The sequence below is a fragment of the Kinneretia sp. DJ1R-11 genome (assembly GCF_025717595.1).
Taxonomy (GTDB): Bacteria; Pseudomonadota; Gammaproteobacteria; order Burkholderiales; family Burkholderiaceae_C; genus Paucibacter_A.
This window is the reverse complement of record NZ_JAJIRR010000002.1, coordinates 470,459-490,022: the sequence shown is the minus strand read 5'-3', so window position 1 is coordinate 490,022 and position 19,564 is coordinate 470,459. Positions and strand designations below refer to the sequence as shown.

The 19,564-nt window shown below is 64.5% G+C and carries 20 protein-coding genes; 6 read left to right on the top strand and 14 right to left on the bottom strand.

Annotated elements, in window-relative coordinates:
- Positions 1-7 precede the first annotated feature (7 nt).
- Both LNV23_RS06220 and LNV23_RS06215 read right to left on the bottom strand, forming a co-directional pair.
- Positions 8-244, bottom strand: a complete 237-nt coding sequence (locus tag LNV23_RS06220; protein WP_263562181.1) for a hypothetical protein — start codon at positions 242-244, stop codon at positions 8-10.
- 155 nt (positions 245-399) lie between these two features.
- A complete protein-coding gene (locus LNV23_RS06215; RefSeq protein WP_263562180.1) occupies positions 400-1,914 on the bottom strand; it encodes an OmpP1/FadL family transporter in 1,515 nt (504 codons plus the stop codon).
- 288 nt (positions 1,915-2,202) lie between these two features.
- Here LNV23_RS06215 and LNV23_RS06210 point away from each other — a divergent pair, with 288 nt between their 5' ends.
- A complete protein-coding gene (locus LNV23_RS06210) occupies positions 2,203-3,606 on the top strand; it encodes an FAD-binding oxidoreductase (protein WP_411910543.1) in 1,404 nt (467 codons plus the stop codon).
- A 30-nt stretch (positions 3,607-3,636) separates the two neighbouring features.
- Here the strand turns inward: LNV23_RS06210 and LNV23_RS06205 are convergent, their stop codons facing one another.
- From LNV23_RS06205 to LNV23_RS06190, 4 genes are all read right to left on the bottom strand, one after another.
- Positions 3,637-4,719, bottom strand: coding sequence for a hypothetical protein (locus LNV23_RS06205; protein ID WP_263562179.1), 1,083 nt, complete (start codon positions 4,717-4,719; stop codon positions 3,637-3,639).
- A 112-nt stretch (positions 4,720-4,831) separates the two neighbouring features.
- Positions 4,832-6,430: a SpoVR family protein gene (locus LNV23_RS06200; protein ID WP_411910542.1), complete on the bottom strand. Its 1,599-nt coding sequence runs from the start codon at positions 6,428-6,430 to the stop codon at positions 4,832-4,834.
- Entirely contained in the window at positions 6,427-7,707 is a 1,281-nt protein-coding gene (locus tag LNV23_RS06195) for a YeaH/YhbH family protein (protein WP_263562178.1), read from the bottom strand. Before LNV23_RS06195 ends, LNV23_RS06200 begins: the two co-directional genes overlap by 4 nt.
- Positions 7,708-7,741: 34 nt before the next feature.
- The gene (locus tag LNV23_RS06190; protein ID WP_263562177.1) at positions 7,742-9,664 is read right to left on the bottom strand and encodes a PrkA family serine protein kinase; all 1,923 of its coding nucleotides are present in this window, start codon (positions 9,662-9,664) and stop codon (positions 7,742-7,744) included.
- Between the two features lie 69 nt (positions 9,665-9,733).
- On the opposite strand from LNV23_RS06190, the gene LNV23_RS06185 reads away from it, so the two are divergent.
- Positions 9,734-9,931 carry a hypothetical protein gene (locus tag LNV23_RS06185; RefSeq protein ID WP_263562176.1) on the top strand — a complete coding sequence of 66 codons (198 nt, stop codon included), beginning with the start codon at positions 9,734-9,736 and terminating at the stop codon, positions 9,929-9,931.
- 20 nt (positions 9,932-9,951) lie between these two features.
- Here LNV23_RS06185 and LNV23_RS06180 read toward each other — a convergent pair whose 3' ends face one another.
- The gene (locus LNV23_RS06180) at positions 9,952-10,863 is read right to left on the bottom strand and encodes a ParB/RepB/Spo0J family partition protein (protein ID WP_263515913.1); all 912 of its coding nucleotides are present in this window, start codon (positions 10,861-10,863) and stop codon (positions 9,952-9,954) included.
- A gap of 15 nt (positions 10,864-10,878) precedes the next feature.
- On the bottom strand, positions 10,879-11,424 hold the full coding sequence (locus LNV23_RS06175) for an RBBP9/YdeN family alpha/beta hydrolase (RefSeq protein WP_263562175.1): 546 nt from the start codon (positions 11,422-11,424) through the stop codon (positions 10,879-10,881).
- 51 nt (positions 11,425-11,475) lie between these two features.
- Between LNV23_RS06175 and argC the strand changes: the two genes are divergently transcribed.
- Together argC and LNV23_RS06165 are read left to right on the top strand one after the other, a co-directional pair.
- The gene (gene argC / locus LNV23_RS06170; RefSeq protein WP_263562174.1) at positions 11,476-12,420 is read left to right on the top strand and encodes an N-acetyl-gamma-glutamyl-phosphate reductase; all 945 of its coding nucleotides are present in this window, start codon (positions 11,476-11,478) and stop codon (positions 12,418-12,420) included.
- Positions 12,417-12,869 (top strand): GNAT family N-acetyltransferase, encoded by a 453-nt coding sequence (locus tag LNV23_RS06165; protein WP_263562173.1) that lies wholly within the window; start codon positions 12,417-12,419, stop codon positions 12,867-12,869. Before argC ends, LNV23_RS06165 begins: the two co-directional genes overlap by 4 nt.
- Positions 12,870-12,885: 16 nt before the next feature.
- Here LNV23_RS06165 and LNV23_RS06160 read toward each other — a convergent pair whose 3' ends face one another.
- The 5 genes from LNV23_RS06160 to mnmG all read right to left on the bottom strand — a co-directional run bounded on the left by LNV23_RS06160 (position 12,886) and on the right by mnmG (position 17,752).
- The gene (locus LNV23_RS06160) at positions 12,886-13,674 is read right to left on the bottom strand and encodes a GNAT family N-acetyltransferase (RefSeq protein WP_263562172.1); all 789 of its coding nucleotides are present in this window, start codon (positions 13,672-13,674) and stop codon (positions 12,886-12,888) included.
- Between the two features lie 16 nt (positions 13,675-13,690).
- A complete protein-coding gene (locus LNV23_RS06155; RefSeq protein ID WP_263562171.1) occupies positions 13,691-14,461 on the bottom strand; it encodes a ParA family protein in 771 nt (256 codons plus the stop codon).
- A 92-nt stretch (positions 14,462-14,553) separates the two neighbouring features.
- Positions 14,554-15,234: a 16S rRNA (guanine(527)-N(7))-methyltransferase RsmG gene (rsmG, locus tag LNV23_RS06150; RefSeq protein ID WP_263562170.1), complete on the bottom strand. Its 681-nt coding sequence runs from the start codon at positions 15,232-15,234 to the stop codon at positions 14,554-14,556.
- Positions 15,231-15,785 (bottom strand): cysteine hydrolase family protein, encoded by a 555-nt coding sequence (locus LNV23_RS06145; RefSeq protein WP_263562169.1) that lies wholly within the window; start codon positions 15,783-15,785, stop codon positions 15,231-15,233. The genes rsmG and LNV23_RS06145 overlap by 4 nt, the downstream gene beginning before the upstream one ends.
- The gene (gene mnmG / locus LNV23_RS06140) at positions 15,782-17,752 is read right to left on the bottom strand and encodes a tRNA uridine-5-carboxymethylaminomethyl(34) synthesis enzyme MnmG (protein ID WP_263562168.1); all 1,971 of its coding nucleotides are present in this window, start codon (positions 17,750-17,752) and stop codon (positions 15,782-15,784) included. The genes LNV23_RS06145 and mnmG overlap by 4 nt, the downstream gene beginning before the upstream one ends.
- Before the next feature lie 161 nt (positions 17,753-17,913).
- Between mnmG and LNV23_RS06135 the strand changes: the two genes are divergently transcribed.
- Positions 17,914-18,180, top strand: coding sequence for a YkgJ family cysteine cluster protein (locus LNV23_RS06135; RefSeq protein WP_171828501.1), 267 nt, complete (start codon positions 17,914-17,916; stop codon positions 18,178-18,180).
- A 67-nt stretch (positions 18,181-18,247) separates the two neighbouring features.
- Positions 18,248-19,267, top strand: a complete 1,020-nt coding sequence (locus tag LNV23_RS06130; protein ID WP_263562167.1) for a Bug family tripartite tricarboxylate transporter substrate binding protein — start codon at positions 18,248-18,250, stop codon at positions 19,265-19,267.
- Here the strand turns inward: LNV23_RS06130 and LNV23_RS06125 are convergent.
- Positions 19,254-19,490 (bottom strand): DUF2061 domain-containing protein, encoded by a 237-nt coding sequence (locus LNV23_RS06125; protein WP_263515903.1) that lies wholly within the window; start codon positions 19,488-19,490, stop codon positions 19,254-19,256. The two genes, LNV23_RS06130 and LNV23_RS06125, sit on opposite strands and share 14 nt — an antisense overlap.
- Positions 19,491-19,564: the final 74 nt, after the last annotated feature.

The window sequence follows — 19,564 nt, the reverse complement described above, 5'->3', positions numbered from 1 at the left end:
GGGGCTTTCAGTGGCGACGACCGCTGCGGTGGAAGGCAGGCTTTTGGGCCGGGGTCTGGGCTTGGCGATGGGTTTCGGAGCGTGCGCTGACTTTCAATCCAGAGTCTCCCAATATGGAATGCTGCTTGGGTGTCAGCGTGTCCAGCAAGTTCTTGAAGGCCAGTCGCAACAAGTCCAGCCGCAAGGCGCCAAGCAGGGCCAGCAACAAGGCCAGCAGGATCAGCAAGGTCGAAAGATCAGCCATGATGTTCAAAGCCTCCATCGCGTTTCGGCAATTCGCCGATGCAGCAATGGTGGCACTCGAGTGGCTTGCCGTCCATGACCTGGCTCAGATTTGGCCAAGAAAAAAGCCACCGGCTTTTGGCCGGTGGCTTGTTGCACTGAACTCAGTGAGGCGCTTCAGAACTGGCGGTTGTACTGCACACCCAGGAGACCCGAGCTCAGCTTGAAACGACCCTTGATGGTGGCGCAGCTGGAGGTGTTGCCGGCCGCGTTGCAGGTCGGCGCGCCGGCGGCGTTCACTTGGGCGCCGTTGTCATACATATTGATCTGGCTGCTGGCCACGTGGATCAGGCTGGCAGCGAAATCGATCGAGTTCTTGGCGTCCAGCTTCCAGTTCATACCGGCCGAGATCCAGGTGCGGTCATTGTCCGGAATTGACGGTGTGCGGTTGCTTTCGCTGACCGGGCTTTGATCGAAGGCAACACCACCGCGCAGCTTGACGGTGTCGCTCCACTGGTAGTTCAGGCCGAAGGAGCCGCGCACGGTCTTGACCCAGCGCTCAGGCGTCAACGAGTCGGGCAGGTTGTTGGCGAAGTCGATGCGCAGTTCCTGGAAACGCGAGTGGCGGGTCAGGGTGACATCGGCCATCACAGCCAGCTTGTCCTGCTGCTTGAAGAAGGACAGCGACAGCGATTCCGGTGTGTCCACCTTCAGGCTGGCGGCGCTGTCGGTGTAGAGGCCGACCAGACGCTGCTGCACCGTGGTGCCGGCATTCGTGCCGGGCAGGGCGGTGTTGAGCAGGGTGGCCAGATTGCCGGCCGGTGTGGCGACCGTCCACTTGGCATCGCCCTTCAGGGTGTGACTGATCTTGGAGCGGTAGGCGATGCCAAAGCGTGTGTCTTCGTTGGGGCTGTACATCAGTCCCAGGTTGAAGCCCACGCCCCAGTCCTTGCCTTCCACGTCGACGCGGCCCGAGTAGGTCGGGTTGCCGGAGACGTTCTGGATCAGGCCGCCGAGGCGGTTCAGGACGGCTGCGCGGATCATGGCGGCAGGCACGCCGGGCTGAGCTGCCATGGCGGCTGCCACTTGTTGTTCGACGAGCAGGCCCATGGCGCCGGAACCGAAGTCGGCGGCCTTGGCCAGCACGCCTTCGATGTGCTGCGCGGTCACGCCGGCGCCAAGGCTCAGCTTCTCGTTGACCTTGTAGGCGATCGAGGGGTTCAGCGCGATGGTCTTCAGCTCGGTCGCGATGGCGTTGTAGCGGCCCGACCAGCTTTCGTCATAGGTGCTCTTGGAACCAAAAGGCACGAAGAAGGCGAAGCCCACCGAGGTGTTGGCATCCAGCTTGTGGGTCAGGTAGGCATGGGGGACGGCTGTCGCTTTGACGAAGGTCCCGCCGTTGTTGCCGTTCTTGATCGGCAGGCCAAAGCTGGTGACGCTGCCTTGGTCGGTGTAGGTGCCGCGCGGCACGACCACGTTCAGGACGCCGGAGGCATGGGTGCCATCCAGGCGTGTCATGCCTGCGGGGTTGTAGAAGAGCACGGAGGCGTCAGAGGCCTCGGCGGTATTGGCATTGGCCGTGCCCTGGGCAGCGGCCGATTGGGAACCGAAGTGGTAGCCCGAAGCCATGGCGGCTTGTGCGCACAGGCTGCCGACGACGGCCAGACCCAAGGCGGAAAGCTTGAATTTCATGATGTCTCCAGTGTTGTAGTGGTGAGCCATTTTTCGGGCTTTTTACCATTTTGATGATAGCCTGGGGCGTCATTTCTCGCCCGTGCGGATGGTGAATTAGAGCGATCTGCCCAGCGTCGGTAGTCACCTTGGAGACATCTTCATGCAAAAACGGACAACTTCGGGTAAGCCCTTCCGTATCAACCCTGGGTTTATCCTCGATTCGGTGTTTCTGACTGTGACGGGCTGCGGTGGCAATGGCAGCGGCAATCCGCTAACGCTTGGATCAAGCAGCAAGCCCTTGAACGAATGATGTCTGAGCCAAGCAATCAGCTTGAGGTGCTGCCTGCGGAGATGCTGACGGCCCTGCAGGAGCGTTTTGGTGCCCGCTGCAGCACCGCTCTGGCGCAGCGGGAGCTGCACGGCCGTGACGAATCCCCTTTTGACGTGGCACCGCCCGACGCGGTGGTGTTTGCCCAGAGCAATGAGGAGGTGGCCTTCGTCCTGCAACTGGCTCAGCAGCATGGCGTACCCGTCATCCCCTACGGTACCGGCACCTCATTGGAAGGCCATCTGTTGGCGGTGCAGGGAGGCATCAGCCTGGACCTGAGCGGCATGAAGGCCATCCTGCAACTGCATCCCGAGGACCTGACGGTCACGGTGCAGGCCGGCGTGACCCGACAGCAGTTGAACCAGGAGATTCGCCACAGCGGCCTGTTCTTCCCCATCGACCCCGGGGCCGATGCCTCGCTGGGCGGCATGGCCGCCACACGCGCCAGCGGCACGAATGCGGTGCGCTACGGCACCATGCGCGAGAACGTGCTGGGCCTGACCGTGCTGACGGCCAGCGGCGAGCAGATCCGCACCGGCAGCCGCGCACGCAAGAGCAGCGCGGGCTACGACCTGACCCGTTTGTTCGTGGGCAGCGAGGGCACGCTGGGTGTGATCACCGAGCTGACCCTGCGTCTCTACCCACTGCCCGAGGCGGTGTCGGCCGCCATCTGTTTTTTCCCCAGCATCGACGCCGCGGTGCAGACCACCATTGCCATTATCCAAATGGGCATCCCTATCGCCCGCTGCGAGCTGCTCGATGCCCACGCCGTGCGTGCCGTCAATGCCCACGACCATCTGGGTCTGCGCGAATCGGCGATGTTGCTGATGGAGTTCCATGGCTCGGCGGCCAGCGTGGCCGAGCAGGCGCAAAGCGTGCAGGCGCTGGCTGCGGATCAGGGCGGTGAGGCCTTTGAATGGGCCAGTACGCCCGAGGCCCGCACGCGGCTGTGGACGGCGCGCCACCACGCTTATTTGTCAGCGCTACAGACCCGGCCGGGCTGCCGCTGCGTGACCACCGACACCTGCGTGCCCATCTCACGCCTGGCCGAGAGCATCAATGAATCGGTGCGCGAGGTGGAGGCCACCGATCTGCCTTATTTCATCGTCGGCCATGTTGGCGACGGCAATTTCCATATGGGCTATCTGATCGATCCGCAACAGCCCGTGGAGCGCGAGCTGGCCGAGCGCCTGAGCGCGCAGATGGTGGCCCGAGCCCTGCGCCTGGGCGGCACCTGCACGGGCGAGCATGGCATCGGCCTGCACAAGCAGGGCTTTCTGCTCGACGAGGCCGGGCCGGGCGCGGTGGCCCTGATGCGCAGCATCAAGGCGGCGCTGGACCCGGCTCAGATCATGAACCCGGGCAAGATCTTCGCGGCTTGAGGGCTTGTCCAGCCCGCAGGTCGCGCGGGATCACAAGGTCTTGACGCTGTAGCTGACCGTGCTGCCGCTGTAGCTGGCCAGAACCTGGTAGTTCTTGGCGGCACCGCCGCTGCTCAGCTGCACGCGGTAGCTGACTTGGCTGCTGCTGCTGGATTCGACCGTGATCCACGCCTTGTCCTGACCGGCCATCAACGTGGCGCTCGAGCCTTGTACAGGCCGGCCGTTGCTGTTTTGCCAGTTGCTGAACTGGTAGTCGACATAGCTCTTGCTGTCGCTCCAATGGGCGGCGCGTAGCTTGCTGCGGCCCAAGCTGAAGTTGCTGCTGTCGCTGCCGCTGACCTGGCTCAGCTCGAAGTACTGCACACCGTTCATGGTGAGGCTGCTCTGGCCAAGGGCGTCGACTTCGAGCAAGGCGATGGCGGTGACCGGGCCGAAGGATTCGCCGCCGCCGGTCCCGACGAATTTGTCGAAACCCAGCTGGAGCTTGATGTTGTTGCCCGGATGGTCGAGATTGCTGATGGCGGTCAGGAAGTCGATGCGCATGCTGCCATCGAGGGTGAAGCTCTGGCCGTCGATCAAGCCGGCGATCTTGTCGAAGCGAATGCTGATGAAGCTGCCCGCCGGCAATGAGTTTGCCGTGCTGATGACATTGGTGTCCATGACGATGGACCCGGTGCAGTTGCGTATGGTGGTGATGCCCAGGCTGCTGCAGCTGACAGTCTCGGCCAGGATCTTGCGCCGATCGCTGTCGGCGCTGCTGGGCTTGGGGCTGGTCTGACGCCCGCCCATCAGCTCGCCAAAAGGCAGGAACACGCTGCTGGGGTCATTGCTCCGGCGCACCAGGTCGGCGGCAGCGGCCGTGGTGGCCTTGACGCTGTCTTGGGCAGCTTCGCCACTCTGGGTCAGGGCGGCGGCCTTGGTCGGCGGGGCGATCAGCTTGACCGGCTCGGGCACTGGCACCGGGGTGACTACGGAAGAATCGCTGCCCCCGCCACCCCCGCAAGCGCTGAGGCCCAGCGAGGCGATGCTGATCAGCAAGCAGGTGGCTGCTGTGGCGATGGGCCGCTGCGCGAAAGCCGGGCGGTGCTTTGAGTTCGTGTCGTGCAGCTTCATCTCAGCCTCCAAGTCTTGAGGCTTGAGATGCTAGGGCGGATGTGGCCTGGAAGCTGTCCCCCACAAGTAGGGCGTTTGTGCGGCTGACGCCTGCCGGCCTGAGCCGGATGGCTCAGTGCGTGGGCGGCGGCACGCTCCAACGACGCGTGATGTCGCCCTTGTCATTGGCGCTCTCCAGTTGCACGCCAAAGCCCCAAAGCCGGGCCACATGCTTGAGCACCTCTTGTGCGCTGTCGTGCAGGGGCCGGTCCATGTGCTGGGTGTGACGCAGGGTCAGGGAGCGGTCACCTCGAAGATTGACGTTCCAGACCTGGATATTGGGTTCGCGGGTGCTGAGGTCGTACTGGCGCGACAAGGCCTCGCGCACATGCTGGTAGCCGCTTTCGTCGTGGATGGCCGAGATCTCGTACTCGGACTGCTTTTCATCGTCGAGGATGGAAAACAGCCGGAACTCGCGCATCAGATGCGGGCTCAGGTACTGGCCGATGAAGCTCTCGTCCTTGAAGTTGCGCATGGCGTGGTCCAGCGTGGGCAGCCAGTCGCTGCCGGCGATGTCGGGGAACCAGCGCCGGTCTTCCTCGGTGGGCTTTTCGCAGATGCGCTTGATGTCGGTGTACATGGCAAAACCCAGGGCATAGGGGTTCAGATTCGCCATGGGCTGCTGCGCCACCACATTGGTGTGCGACTTCAGCCATTCGATCATCATGCCGTCGCTCAGATAGCCGTCGTCGTACATCTGGTTCAGCAGGCGGTGGTGCCAGAAGGTGGCCCAGCCTTCGTTCATCACCTGGGTCTGGCGCTGCGGGTAGAAGTACTGGGCGATCTTGCGCACGATGCGCACGATCTCGCGTTGCCAGGGTTCCAGCAGGGGCGCGTTCTTTTCGATGAAGTAGAGGAGGTTCTCCTGCGGCTCGTCTGGAAAGCGCCGGGCTTCGGCGGCCTCATCGGCCTTGTCTGCCCGCTTGGGCAGGGTGCGCCAGAGCTCGTTGATCTGCAGCTGGGCATGGGCCTCGCGGTCGGCCAGGCGGCTGCGTTCCTGGGCCAGGGACAGCTTGGCCGGGCGGCGGTAGCGGTCGACACCGTAGGACATCAACGCATGGCAGGAGTCCAGCACCTGTTCGACCTGGGCCAGGCCGTGGCGCTGCTCGCAGTCGGCGACGAAGTTCTTGGCATAGACCAGGTAGTCGATGATGCTGGACGCGTCGGTCCACATGCGGAACAGGTAATTGCCTTTGAAAAAGCTGTTGTGGCCGTAGCTGGCGTGGGCGATCACCAGGGCCTGCATGGCCATGGAGTTCTCTTCCATCAGGTAAGCGATGCAGGGGTCGGAGTTGATGACGATCTCGTAGGCCAGGCCCATCTGGCCGCGCTTGTAATTGCGCTCGGTGGCGATGAACTCTTTGCCATAGCTCCAGTGCCGGTAATTGACCGGCATGCCCACCGAGGCATACGCGTCCATCATCTGCTCGGCGGTGATGATCTCGAGCTGGTTGGGGTAGGTGTCCAGGCCGTAGCGCTCGGCGGTGGCGCGGATGACGTCGTGGTATTCGTCGATCAGCTCAAAGGTCCAGTCGCTGGGTGAGGGCAGGGGCTGGGCCGGGCGGGGGCCGGCGGGCTTCATCTCGCGCAGCGGGGCGCGGGTGCGGCGGCCGCCGTATTCATCGGTCAAGGGGGCGATGCCGATCTGGCGGCGGTTTTCGATCTGGCTCATGCCTGTGCCCCTTCCTTCTTGAAGAGCTCACGGAAGACCGGGTAGATCTGCGCAGCCTCGGTGGCCTTGCGCATGGCGAAGTGGCGCACCTCTTCGCTGAGCTTGCTGTACTCGTCCCAGAGGTTCTGTTCCTGCTCGGCCACTTGCACATAAGCAAAGTAGCGGCACAGCGGCAGGATCTGCTGCGCCAGCAGTTCGCGGCAGCGGCCGCTGTCATGGTGCCAGTTGTCGCCATCGCTGGCCTGGGCGCCGTAGATGTTCCATTCGCTGCTGGGATAGCGCGCGCGGATGATTTCCTCCATCAGCACCAGGGCGCTGGAGACCACGGTGCCGCCGGTCTCGGTGGCGTGGAAAAAGTTCTGCTCGTCCACCTCCTGGGCCTGGGTGTGGTGGCGGATGAAGACCACATCGATCTTCTCGTAATGCCGCGTCAAGAAGAGGTAGAGCAGGATGAAGAAGCGCTTGGCCAGGTCCTTGCGGCTTTCGTCCATGGAGCCGGACACGTCCATCAGGCAGAACATCACTGCCCGGCTGGTCGGCACTGGTGTGCGGACGCGGTTGCGAAAGCGCAGGTCGATGGGGTCGAGGAATGGAATCGCCGCGATGCGCTGCTTGAGGAAGGCGATGCGATCCTCGGTTTCCTTGAGCATGCGCTGCACTTCCAGCTCGGCCGGGTTCTCGCGCTTGAGCAGGGCCAGTCGCTCTTCCAGCTCGTGAAGTTCGCGGCGCTTGCCCGTGCCCAGGGCGATGCGGCGGCTCAAAGCACCGCGCATGGAGCGCACCACATGGAGGTTGGTCGGTGTGCCGTCGTTGGTGAAGCCGGCCCGGTGGCTCTTCCACTCCGGTGTTTCGGCCAGTTGGGTGCGCTCGAGATTGGGCAGGGCCAGGTCTTCGAAAAACACCTGCATGAACTCTTCGCGGCTCAGGTGGAAGACGAAGTCGTCCTCGCCCTCGCCGGAATCGCTGGCCTGGCCGCCGCCTTGACCCTGACCGCCGCCCTTGGGTTTGGCGACACGGTCACCTTTGACATGCTCGGTATTGCCCGGCCGCACCACCTCGCGCACGCCGCCCTCACCGTGTCCGAATACGGGCTCACTCAAGTCTTTTTTGGGGATGTGCACATCCTCGCCGCGCTCCAGATCGCGGATGCCGCGGCCGTCCACCGCGCGGCGCACCGCCTCGCGGATTTGTGTCTTGTGGCGCTGCAGGAAGCGCTCACGGTTGCCGATGGACTTGTTCTTTCCAGAGAGCCGTCGGTCGATGATCTGCTGCAGCATGGGTGCTTGCTCCTGCGTGGCGCCTTCGTTTCCTTCAAGAACTCTTGCGGACCCTCAAATACCACTCGCACAGCAGCCGCACCTGTTTGGCTGTGTAGCCCTTGTCGACCATGCGCTGCACGAAGTTCTCGTGCTTCTTGGCCTCGTCGGCGCTGGCTTTGGCGTTGAAGCTGATCACCGGCAGCAGCTCCTCGGTGTTGGAGAACATCTTCTTCTCGATCACCGTGCGCAGCTTCTCGTAGCTGGTCCAGGCCGGGTTCTTGCCGGCGTTGTTGGCACGCGCGCGCAGCACGAAGTTGACGATCTCGTTGCGGAAGTCTTTCGGGTTGCTGATGCCAGCGGGCTTCTCGATCTTCTCGAGTTCGGCGTTCAGGGCCACGCGGTCGAAGACCTCGCCGGTGTCGGTGTCGCGGTACTCCTGGTCCTGGATCCAGTAGTCGGCGTAGGTGACGTAGCGGTCGAAGATGTTCTGGCCGTATTCGGAATAACTCTCCAGATAAGCGGTCTGGATCTCCTTGCCGATGAACTCCGCATAGCGCGGCGCCAGCGCTTCCTTGATGAATCCGACGTACTTTTGCTCGACCTCGGCCGGGAACTGCTCGCGCTCGATCTGCTGCTCCAGCACATACATCAGGTGCACCGGGTTGGCCGCCACCTCGGCGCTGTCGAAATTGAAGACCTTGGACAGGATCTTGTAGGCAAAGCGGGTGGAGATGCCGCTCATGCCCTCGTCGACGCCGGCGTAGTCGCGGTATTCCTGGAAACTCTTGGCACGCGGGTCGGTGTCCTTGAGGCTTTCGCCGTCGTAGACCTGCATCTTGGAATAGAGCGAGGAGTTCTCGGGCTCTTTCAGCCGGGTCAGCACCGCGAATTGGCTCATGATCTTGAGCGTGCCGGGCGCGCATTTGGCCTCGGCCAGGGAGGAGCCCCGGATCAGCTTTTCGTAGATCTTGACCTCTTCGCTGACACGCAGGCAGTAAGGCACCTTGACGATGTAAATGCGGTCCAGGAAGGCTTCGTTGTTCTTGTTGTTGCGGAAGGTCTTCCACTCGCTCTCATTGCTGTGCGCCAGCACCACGCCGTCAAAGGGGATGGCGCCGAAGCCTTCCGTGCCCTTGTAGTTGCCTTCCTGGGTGGCGGTCAGCAAGGGGTGCAGCACCTTGATCGGCGCCTTGAACATTTCCACAAACTCCAGCAGGCCCTGGTTGGCCAGGCACAGGCCACCCGAGTAGCTGTAGGCATCGGGGTCGTCCTGGGCATAGGTTTCCAGCTTGCGGATGTCGACCTTGCCGACCAGGGAGGAGATGTCCTGGTTGTTCTCGTCGCCCGGCTCGGTTTTGGCCACACCCACTTGCTTGAGCACGCTGGGGTAACGCTTGACCACCTTGAAGCGGCGGATGTCACCACCGAATTCGTCGAGGCGCTTGACCGCCCAGGGGCTGAGGATGCGGTTCAGATAACGTCGAGGGATGCCGTACTCCTGCTCCAGCAAGGGGCCATCCTCGACCACATCGAACAGGCCCAGCGGTGACTCGTTCACGGGCGAGCCGGCCAGGGCATAGAAAGGCACCTGCTCCATCAGGCTCTTGAGCCGCTCGGCGATGGAGCTTTTGCCGCCGCCGACCGGGCCCAGCAGGTAGAGGATCTGCTTCTTCTCTTCCAGGCCCTGTGCGGCGTGGCGGAAGTAGCTGACCACTTGCTCGATCGCCTCCTCGAGGCCGTAGAACTCGGCGAAGGCCGGGTAGATCTTGATGGTCTTGTTGGCGAACAGGCGTGACAGGCGCGCGTCGTTGCGCGTGTCGATCATTTCCGGCTCGCCTATGGCCTTGAGCATGCGCTCGGCCGCGGTGGCGTAGGCGAGGGGGTTGCGCTTGCATTCGTTGAGGTAGTCCTCGAGCGAAAGCTCTTCGACGCGGGTGCGCTCGTAGCGCTTGGTGAAGCTGCTGATCACGTCCATGCTGACCTCCGGTAAGGTCCCGGGCAGCACGCAGACACGGCTCGTCAGCGCATCACCTGGGAAGTTCTGATGAAGTCCTTGCGCTCACAAGCCATGGCGGTGGCTGGGGGCGTCATCAGAGCTTTCCGGGAACAGTGGCAGTGGTTCCAGCTTGGCGCGGCGGAGGGCTTTCAAAGGGTCAAAAAGCGCGGCAATCACCGCAGTTCAAAGCGCTCGCCGAAACCAAGCATGGAGCGATGCTACGCCGATCTGCAGACTTTGGTGTGACGCGGCTTTTGCCCTCTGCGTCAGTCGTTTTTTCGCAGGCGTTCAATCAGTCCATTGAGCTCGTCCAGAGAGGCGAATTGGATGGACAGCTCACCCTGTTCACCACGCTTGGTGCGCTTCTTGACCCGCACCTCGACCACCGCGGTCAACAGGTCAGATAACTCCTCTTCCAAGCGCAGCAGGTCTCGGCTCTTGTCGCCCTTGACGCGCAGCAGCGGCGTCTGGCGGCCGGCGCCTTGGCGCGAGACCAGCTTCTCGGCTTCACGCACGCTGAGCTTTTTGGCGGCGATCTCGGTGGCGCAGGTGATCTGGTGCGCGCCGTCGAGCGGCAGCAGGGCGCGGGCATGGCCCATGTCGATGTCGCCGGCCATCAGCATGTTCTGCACCGGCTCGACCAGCTGCAGCAGGCGCAGCAGATTGCTGGCGGCGCTGCGCGAACGGCCCACGGCTTGGGCGGCCTGCTCATGGGTCAGGTGGAACTCGTTGACCAGGCGCTGCAGGCCCTGGGCTTCTTCCAGCGGGTTCAGGTCCTCGCGCTGGATGTTTTCGATCAGGGCCATGGCGGCCGCGGCCTCGTCCGGTACGGCCTTGACCAGCACCGGCACCTCGCGCAGACCGGCCAGCTTGGCGGCGCGGAAGCGGCGTTCGCCGGCGATGATTTCATAGCGCACATCGCTGAGCGGCGAGGGCGGGGCGATCGGGCGTACCAGGATGGGCTGCATGATGCCCTGGCCCTTGATGCTCTCGGCCAGCTCGTAGAGCGAGCCTTCGTCCATGCGCGTGCGCGGCTGGTATTTGCCGGCCTGCATCTGCTCCAGGCGCAGTTGGCTGGGGCTGCCTTCGCGGGCGGCGGCGGCTTCCGCTTCGTTGACTTTGGGGCCGAGCAGCGCTTCGAGGCCGAGGCCGAGGCCTTTGGGTTTCTTGGTGACCATGGGGCTCATTGTCCCTTATGACTCGGCGCCCACCAGCTGGGTCAGCAAGACCTGACCCTCGGGCCAGTCGCCCAAGCCGGAATCGGCATTGAGGTGCCCGCGCGGCCCGGCCAGCACCAGGCTGGCACCCCAGTCCGCCGCCATCTGCGCGCCGCGCTCAGGCGTACAGAAAGGGTCGTCGCTGCTGATCACGGCGATGGCCGGGAAGGGCAGGCGGCCGCGCTGGATCTGGCGCCAGTTGTGCAACTGCGGCGGGGTTTCTGGTGCCTCGGTGTCGGGTGGTGCCACCAGCAGGGCGCCGCGAACGCGCGCCGTGTGGCGCGAATGCGAGGCCCAGTTCGCCACCAGCTGACAGCCCAGGGAATGGGCCACCAAGACCACCGGTTCATCCTGGGCTTGCAGCACCTCGTCCAGGCGCGCCATCCAGTCGCCACGCAGCGGCCGCTCCCAGTCGGATTGTTCAACCCGCAGGTGGCCGAATTGCGCCTCCCAGAGGCTTTGCCAATGCCCGGGGCCGGAGTTCAACCAGCCAGGCAGCAGGAGGACGGTGCTTGCTTTCATTCGCTTGCCTTATGCTTTCACTTCTTTGAATTTGATTGTGCTGGAGAAGTCATGACGTACGCGGTTTTTGTGGATGGACAAGAGGGCACGACGGGTCTGCGCATCCATGAGTACCTGGCCGCGCGTCAGGATGTGGAAGTGCTGCGCATTGATGGCGACAAGCGCAAGGACTCGGCCGAGCGTGCGCGCCTGCTCAACGCTGCCGATGTGGCTTTCTTGTGCCTGCCCGATGCCGCTTCACGTGAAGCCGCCGCCATGATCAGCAATCCCAAGACCTGCCTGATCGATGCCAGCACCGCGCACCGCACGGTGCCCGGCTGGGCCTTCGGCCTGCCCGAGCTGTGCAAGAGCCAGCGCGATGCCATCCGCACCGCCAAGCGCATTGCCAACCCGGGTTGCCATGCCAGCGCTTTCATCCTGGCCTTGCGCCCTCTGGTCGATGCCGGTTTGCTGGCGCCCGAGGCCTTGGTCTCGGCCACCTCGATCACCGGTTATTCCGGTGGCGGCAAGGGCATGATTGGCGAGTACGAGGCTGGCGGCAATGCCAAGCTGCTCTCGCCCCGCCCCTATGCCTTGGGTCTCGCGCACAAGCACCTGCCCGAGATGATGGCCCACACCGGCCTCAAGACCGCGCCGGTCTTCATGCCCATCGTTGGCAATTTCTACAAGGGACTGGCGGTGACCGTGCCTCTGCACCTGAGCCAGCTGCGTGCCGGCACCCAGGCCGAGCATGTGCAGCAGGCTTTGGCCGCGCATTACGACGGTGAGCGCTTCATCCGCGTGATGCCGCTGCGCGATGCTGACACCCTGGCCGAGGGCTTCTTCGATGTGCAGGGCTGCAATGACACGAACCGGGTGGACCTGGTTGTCTTCGGCTCCGAGACGCAGATCCTCGTCATGGCTCGCCTGGACAACCTCGGAAAGGGCGCCAGCGGCGCCGCCGTGCAGGCCATGAATGTGCATCTGGGCTTGGAAGAGAGCCTGGGCCTGGTGTGAGCCCGGCGCCGCGCGGTGAGGCCGAGCGCTGGTGGCGGGATGAGGAGGTCTCGCCGGCGGCCGTGCATGCCTTGCGCGAGCGCGTGCGCCTGTTCGGCCGCCAGCAAACCCAGGGCAGTGATGCGCAGGACATCGCCTGCGTCCGCTTCGATGAACAGGGCGAGCTGCTGGTGGGCGCCAGCGGCCGCACCGAGTTCCAAAGGCTCTACGTCGACTATCTGTGGGTCCGGGAGGACTTACGCGGGCAGGGCTTGGGCAGTGCTTGCCTGCGCCAGATCGAGGCCCAGGCTTTGCGTCGCGGCTGCGTCGACGCCTTGATCGAAACCCTGTCCGACGAGACGGCCGCGCTCTACGAGCATCTCGGTTATGTCTGCATCAGCCATGTGCACGATTTCGTGCCGGGCTTCACGCGCCACACCTTGCTCAAGGTCTGGAAGCCGCGCGATTGAATCTCGCTGACACCGCTCAAACAGACGGTTCGGGCGAGCGGTAGTGGTAGCGGTAGGCGACAGTAAAGCCCAGGTGCCGATAGGCGCGCTGAGCGCTTTCGTTGTCGCTGCCGACCTGCAGATAGGCTTGGGTCGCGCCCTGGGATCTGGATCGCTCCAGCAGGGCCGCGCACAAGACCCTGGCATGCCCCTGTCCGCGCTTGGCAGGCGGCGTGAAGACGTCATACAGCCCCGCCATGGACCCTTCGCAGGCCAGCTGTCCACAGGCCAGCAGTTCACCCTGCTCATCGCGCAAGGTATGGCCTTGGTAGACCACCGGCGAGGCGAGCAGGCGTTGGGCATGGGCCTCGATCTCGACGGCGCTGGATCCGCGCAAGGCCCCGACCAAGTTTGCGTACGAGGATGCATCCAATAGCTCCAGACTTTGGCCTGAGGGCAGGGCGGCGGGCAGTTCGTCCAGATGGGCGCGGACCATCACATCGGCCGCATCGAAACAGGCCCAGCCTTTGGCGCTCAGCGTGGCATCCAGATCGGCCGGCTGGGTGAAGGGCGTGAGGCGGACGATCAAAGGCAGGCCGGCGGCCTGGAAAGCGTGCTGGCAGCGCGACAGCAAGTCATCGAGCGGCAGGCTGCCGGCTTCCAGCGCATTGATGCAGCGCGAGCGTTTGGCCTTGCCGGGTGAGAGGCGGATCAGCCAACCCTCGACGCGTTGCTGCTGGGGTGGGGCGCTGGCATTGAGTCCGGCCTGCTCGGCCCGCCAAGCCAGGTTCCAGTCGCCAGTCAGCAACGCAGCCTCTTCGCTCATCGCCGTCCCATTCACTTCACATGCTGTCGACGCGGCGCACCATTTCACGTGCGAACTCGATGAAAGCCTGGGCGCCCTTGGAGGCGGGGTCAAACACCACGCCGGGCAGGCCATAGCTGGGCGCTTCGGCCAGGCGCACATTGCGCGGGATCACGGTGTCGAACACCTTGTCTCCGAAGTGTGTCTTGAGCTGGTCGCTGACCTGGTTCTGCAGGGTGATGCGCGGGTCGAACATCACGCGCAGCAGGCCAATGATCTGCAGGTCGGCATTGAGATTGGCATGCACTTGCTTGATGGTGTTGACCAGGTCCGAGAGGCCTTCCAGCGCGAAGTACTCGCACTGCATGGGCACGACCACGCCGTGGGCGCAGCACAGGCCGTTCAGCGTCAGCATCGACAGTGAAGGTGGGCAGTCGATCAAGACGAAGTCGTAGTCGTCGTTGGCGGCGGCGAGTGCGCCCTTGAGGCGGCGTTCGCGGCGCTCCAGATCAACCAGCTCGACTTCGGCGCCGGCCAACTCACGGTTGGCGCCCAGCACGTCGTAGCCGACCTTTTCGCTGGTCTGCTTGGCTTCCTTGACCGAGGCCGATTCCAGCAGCACGTCGTAGACGCTGAGCTCCAGCGCGCGCTTGTCGATGCCCGAGCCCATGGTGGCATTGCCCTGCGGGTCCAGGTCCACCACCAACACGCGCTGGCCGACCTTGGCCAGGCCGGCGGCGAGGTTGACGGTGGTGGTGGTCTTGCCGACCCCGCCCTTTTGGTTGGCAACGCAGAAGATCTTGGCCATGGTCTCGTTTTTCTAAGCAGGCGTGATGGTAGCGGCAGATGGGGCGTGCATTTGTGGCGAGGCGTCTAAGTGGCCACGCTCGGCACAAATTTTCAGGCCTTGGGGCGAATCCAGATCAGGCATCGCTGCGCATTGAGGCCGGGCACTTGCAGTTGTTCCACGTGAAACACATCCAAGTCGGCGGGCAGGGCGGCCAGCTCATCGCTCGGATGTTGGCCCTTCATGGCCAGCCAAATCGCCCCGGAATCGGCGCCGGGCTTGAGGTGCTGGCGGGTCAAGGTCGTGAAGTCCAGCAGAGAGGCAAAGGCGCGCGAAGTGATCAGGTCGAAGTGCGAGGTGTTCAGCGCCTCGACGCGCGAATGCTCACCATGCAGATTGGGCAGACGCAGCTCGGCCGCCACCTGCTTGATGAAGCTGGCTTTTTTGGCCACGGCATCCACGCAAGTGACATCGATGTTCGGTTCGCAGATGGCCACCACCACGCCTGGCAGGCCACCGCCGCTGCCCACATCCATCAGGCGCAAGCTGCTCTGCCCACTGCTCTGGCTGTGGCGTCGCAGGGCCGGCAGAAGGCTGAGGCTGTCGACCAAATGCTGGGTCAGCATGGCCTGGGGTTCGCGTACGGCGGTCAGGTTGTAGACCTTGTTCCACTTGCTGATCATGGCCAGGTAGGCCAGCAGCTGCTGCAGCTGGGCCTCGCTGAGGTTCAGGCCCAGGGTCTGGGCGGCATCGCGCAAAGGGGCGAACAAGGTGTCGGGTGCGTCGGAACTCATGCGAGGTGGGTCAGCTGGGTGAGGGGAATCAAGGGGACGCCAGCTTGCGCCAGCGCTTGCGAGACCTGGTCGCGCAAGGCCTCGGCGCTCAAGCCGCGGTCCGGCCAGGTGTGGTGAGCGTCGGGAACCAGCCAGGCTTGCAGACCCAGGGCCACGGCGCCGCGGGCGCTCGCCTCAATGCAGCAATCGGATTGCAAGCCGATCAGGATGGGCTGGGTGCGCCCGGCCTGCTGCAGGGCGTGGGCCAGGCTCGTTTCCTCGAAGGCATTGGGCACGGTCTTGGTGAAGCGGGGTTCTTCGGCGGCCGGGTTCAGTCGCGGGTCGATGTCGAAGCCGGGGCCGTCCATCGGTCCGCCGGGCTCGGAATGCTGGATCCAGAACACCGGCACGCGCTGCTGGCGGGCCCAGTCCAGGGCGCTGCGGCAGGCGCTCAGCAGGGCGTCGCCGTCCGGCATGGGCGGGCAGAGCCGGCCATCGAAGGCGCCGCACTGCACATCGATCACCAGCAGGGCGGCTTGCTTCAGATCGAGCGCCGGTTCGCTGTGACTCATGCGCCGACCTTGTCGTGGGCCTCGCTGAAGCCCTTGAAGCGTTTCTTTTTCAGGTGCACCAGCAGCAGGGAGATGGCGGCGGGCGTGACGCCCGAAACGCGCGAAGCCTGGCCCAGGGTCTCGGGCCGGTGGGTGTTGAGCTTCTGGCGGACCTCGAAGGACAGGGCCTGGATCTCGTTGTAGTCCAGCTCGTCGGGCAGGCGCAGGTTCTCCAGATTGGCCGCGCGGGCCACATCTTCGACTTGCTTGTTGATGTAGCCGGCATACTTGACGCTGGTTTCGATCTGCTCGATGACGGCATCGGCCATGGTCTTGCCCAGGTCGGCGGTCAGTGTTTCACGTGAAACAGCGGCTTCCGGGCGGGCGATGGCGGCCACTTCGGCCAGGGTGTCGTAGACCACGCCAGGGCGCCGCAGCAGGTCGATGAAGTTGTATTCGCGCTCCAGCGCTTTGCCGACCAGACGCTCAGCATCGGCGGCCGGCAGGATGCCTGGGTGCACCCAGGTCGCTTTCAGCTTCTCTGTTTCACGTGAAACGGCGTCCCGCTTGCGGTTGAAAGCCGCCCAGCGATGGTCGTCCACCAGACCCAGCTGGCGGCCGATTTCGGTCAGGCGCATGTCGGCGTTGTCTTCGCGCAGCTGCAGGCGGAACTCGGCGCGGCTGGTGAACATGCGGTAAGGCTCGGTCACGCCCTTGGTGATCAGATCGTCGACCAGCACCCCCAGATAAGCCTGGTCGCGGCCCGGCAACCAGGGGCCTTGGCCGCGCACCTGCAGGGCGGCGTTCAGGCCGGCGAACAGGCCTTGGGCCGCGGCTTCCTCGTAGCCGGTGGTGCCGTTGATCTGGCCGGCGAAGAACAGGCCGCCGATGTCCCGGGTTTCAAAGCTGGACTTCAGGCCGCGCGGGTCGAAGTAGTCGTACTCGATGGCATAGCCCGGCCGCATGATGTGGGCGTTCTCCAGGCCTGGGATCGAGCGCACGGCTGCCAGCTGGATGTCGAAGGGCAGGGAGGTCGAGATGCCGTTGGGGTAGTACTCGTGGGTCGTCAGGCCCTCGGGTTCCAGAAAGATCTGGTGGCTGTCCTTGTCGGCGAAGCGGTTGACCTTGTCCTCGATGCTGGGGCAGTAGCGCGGGCCCACGCCTTCGATCACGCCGGTGAACATGGGGCTGCGGTCGAAGCCGGAGCGGATGATGGCGTGCGTCGCCTCCGAGGTGTGGGTGATCCAGCAGGGCAGCTGGCGCGGGTGCTGCGCGGCGTCGCCGAGGAAGCTGAACACGGGCACGGGATCGAGGTCGCCGCCTTGCTCTTCGCACTTGGAAAAATCAATGCTGCGGCCGTCGATGCGCGGCGGCGTGCCGGTCTTCAGCCGGCCTTGCGGCAGCTTCAGCTCTTTCAGCCGGGCCGAGAGGCTGATGGCCGGCGGGTCACCGGCGCGGCCGGCGCTGTAGTTTTGCAGGCCGACATGGATGCGGCCATCGAGGAAGGTGCCGGCCGTCAGCACCACGGCACGGGCGCGGAACTGCAAACCCATCTGCGTGACGGCGCCCACCACGCGCTCGCCCTGGCCGTCGGACTCGACCAGCAGGTCATCCACGGCTTGCTGGAACAGCCAGAGCTTCGGCTGGTTCTCCAGGCGGTGGCGGATGGCGGCTTTGTAGAGCACCCGGTCGGCTTGGGCGCGTGTGGCGCGCACGGCCGGACCCTTGGAGCCATTGAGGATGCGGAATTGGATGCCGGATTCGTCGGTGGCCGCGGCCATGGCGCCGCCCAACGCGTCCACCTCTTTGACCAGATGGCCTTTGCCGATGCCGCCGATCGAGGGGTTGCAGCTCATCTGCCCCAGGGTCTCGATATTGTGGGTGAGCAGCAGGGTGGCGCAGCCCATGCGGGCGGCGGCCAGCGCCGCTTCGGTGCCGGCATGTCCGCCACCGACCACGATGACATCGAATTCCTTGGGGTATTGCATGGGGTTTGCTGCTCTCTCGCTGCTGTCTAGGCGGCCCCCGCAAGCGCTCGCTTTGGGCCAGTTCCCACGTCGCCAAAGCTGGCGCGGGCAAACCCGTGATTTTACGGATCGGCTGTGGATAAGTCACGGCCGCCGGTCATCCCTGCGCCGACAATATCGCGATGAATTGCCGTCCCCATTGCGCTGCCTGCTGCATTGCGCCTTCGATCAGCTCGCCCATCCCGGGCATGCCCGTCATCAACGGGGTCAGCAAGCCGGCGGGCGTGCGCTGCATCCAGCTCGATGCGCAAGACCGTTGCCAGATCTTCGGTCACCCGGATCGCCCCGCGGTCTGTGGCTCGCTGCAGCCCAGCGAGCAGATGTGCGGCGAATCGCGCGAGCAGGCCATGCGTTGGCTGGGCTGGATGGAGCAGGCGACAGCGCCTTGACAGGCCCACGACCTAGACTGGCTCGATGACACGGTTCCCCAAAAAACATCCACCGGAGACAAGAGCCATGAGCCAGGACCTGAACGATCTTCACGCCGCCCCCGACTCGCGGGCCCGCCGCCAGTTTCTGTTGCAGACCGGCCTGGCTGGCGCAGCCGCCGGCTTGGGCTTGCCGGCCTGGGCCGAGGCGGCTTGGCCCAGCCGTTCCGTGCGCCTGGTCGTGCCCTTTGCGCCCGGTGGCAGCTCGGAGATCGTCGCTCGCGCCACCGCCTTCGAGCTGGGCAAGACCCTGGGCCAGACCGTCTACGTGGAAAACAAGCCCGGCGGCAGCGGCAATATCGCCATGGCCGAGGTGGCCCGCGCCGATGACCAGCACACCCTGGTGCTGGGCCATATCGGCACCTTGGCCGTCAACCCCTTCATCTACGACAAACTGCCCTACGACCCGGTCAAGGACTTCAAGCCCGTGACGCTGCTGGCCAAGGTGCCCAGCCTCTACGTGGTCCACCCCGATGTGCCGGCGCGCAACCTCAAGGAGTTTGTGGCCTTGGCACGCAGCAAGCCCGGTCAGCTCAACTACGGCTCGGCCGGCAATGGCAGCGCAGGCCATCTGGCCATGGAGTATTTGAAGATGGCGGCCGAGCTCTTCATCGTCCATGTGCCCTACCGAGGTACCGGCCCGCAGCTGACCGATTTGCTGGCCGGCCGCCTCGATGCGGCTTCGGTCGGCGCACCGGCCGTGCTGCAGTTCATCAAGGCCGGCAAGCTGCGCTGCCTGGCCACCGGCTCCAAGGCCCGCTTGCCGCAGCTGCCCGATGTGCCGACCGTGGCGGAGCAGGGCTTTCCGGGCTTCGAGATGACGCAGTGGTATGGCCTGCTCGCGCCGGCCAATCTGGCCCCGGCCCATCTCGACCGCCTGGCCACAGAATCGGCCAAGGCCATCCGAAGCAGCGCTTCTGCCGAGCGCTTGAGCGCCGATTCGGCCGAGGCAGTGGGCAACACGCCGGCTCAGTTCGCCGCCTTCATTGCCCAGGAGCAGCAGCGCTGGAAGCCGGTGCTGAACCGGGCCAAGGTCAAGCCGGATTGATGTGGGCCGGCGTCGCCGCAGCGCCAGTGCTGCGGCGCTGGGCGAGCCAGGCTTTCAATCGCGGGTGGCCCCAGTACTTCTCGAAGAAGTGATGCATCACCGTGTTGACGGCTGGTTCTACAAAGGTCACCGCGCCGGCCACGGCCACATTGCCGGTCAGGGCGTAGGTGACGCCGAAGGAGGTGCCCAGATGGAGGACGCCGAAGCTCGCGGTTTTGGCCATGATGTGCTCGCCTATTGATGCTTTGATTTCAATAGGCGAATGCTAAAAGCGCGGCCGCTCGCCGTCCATTTGGC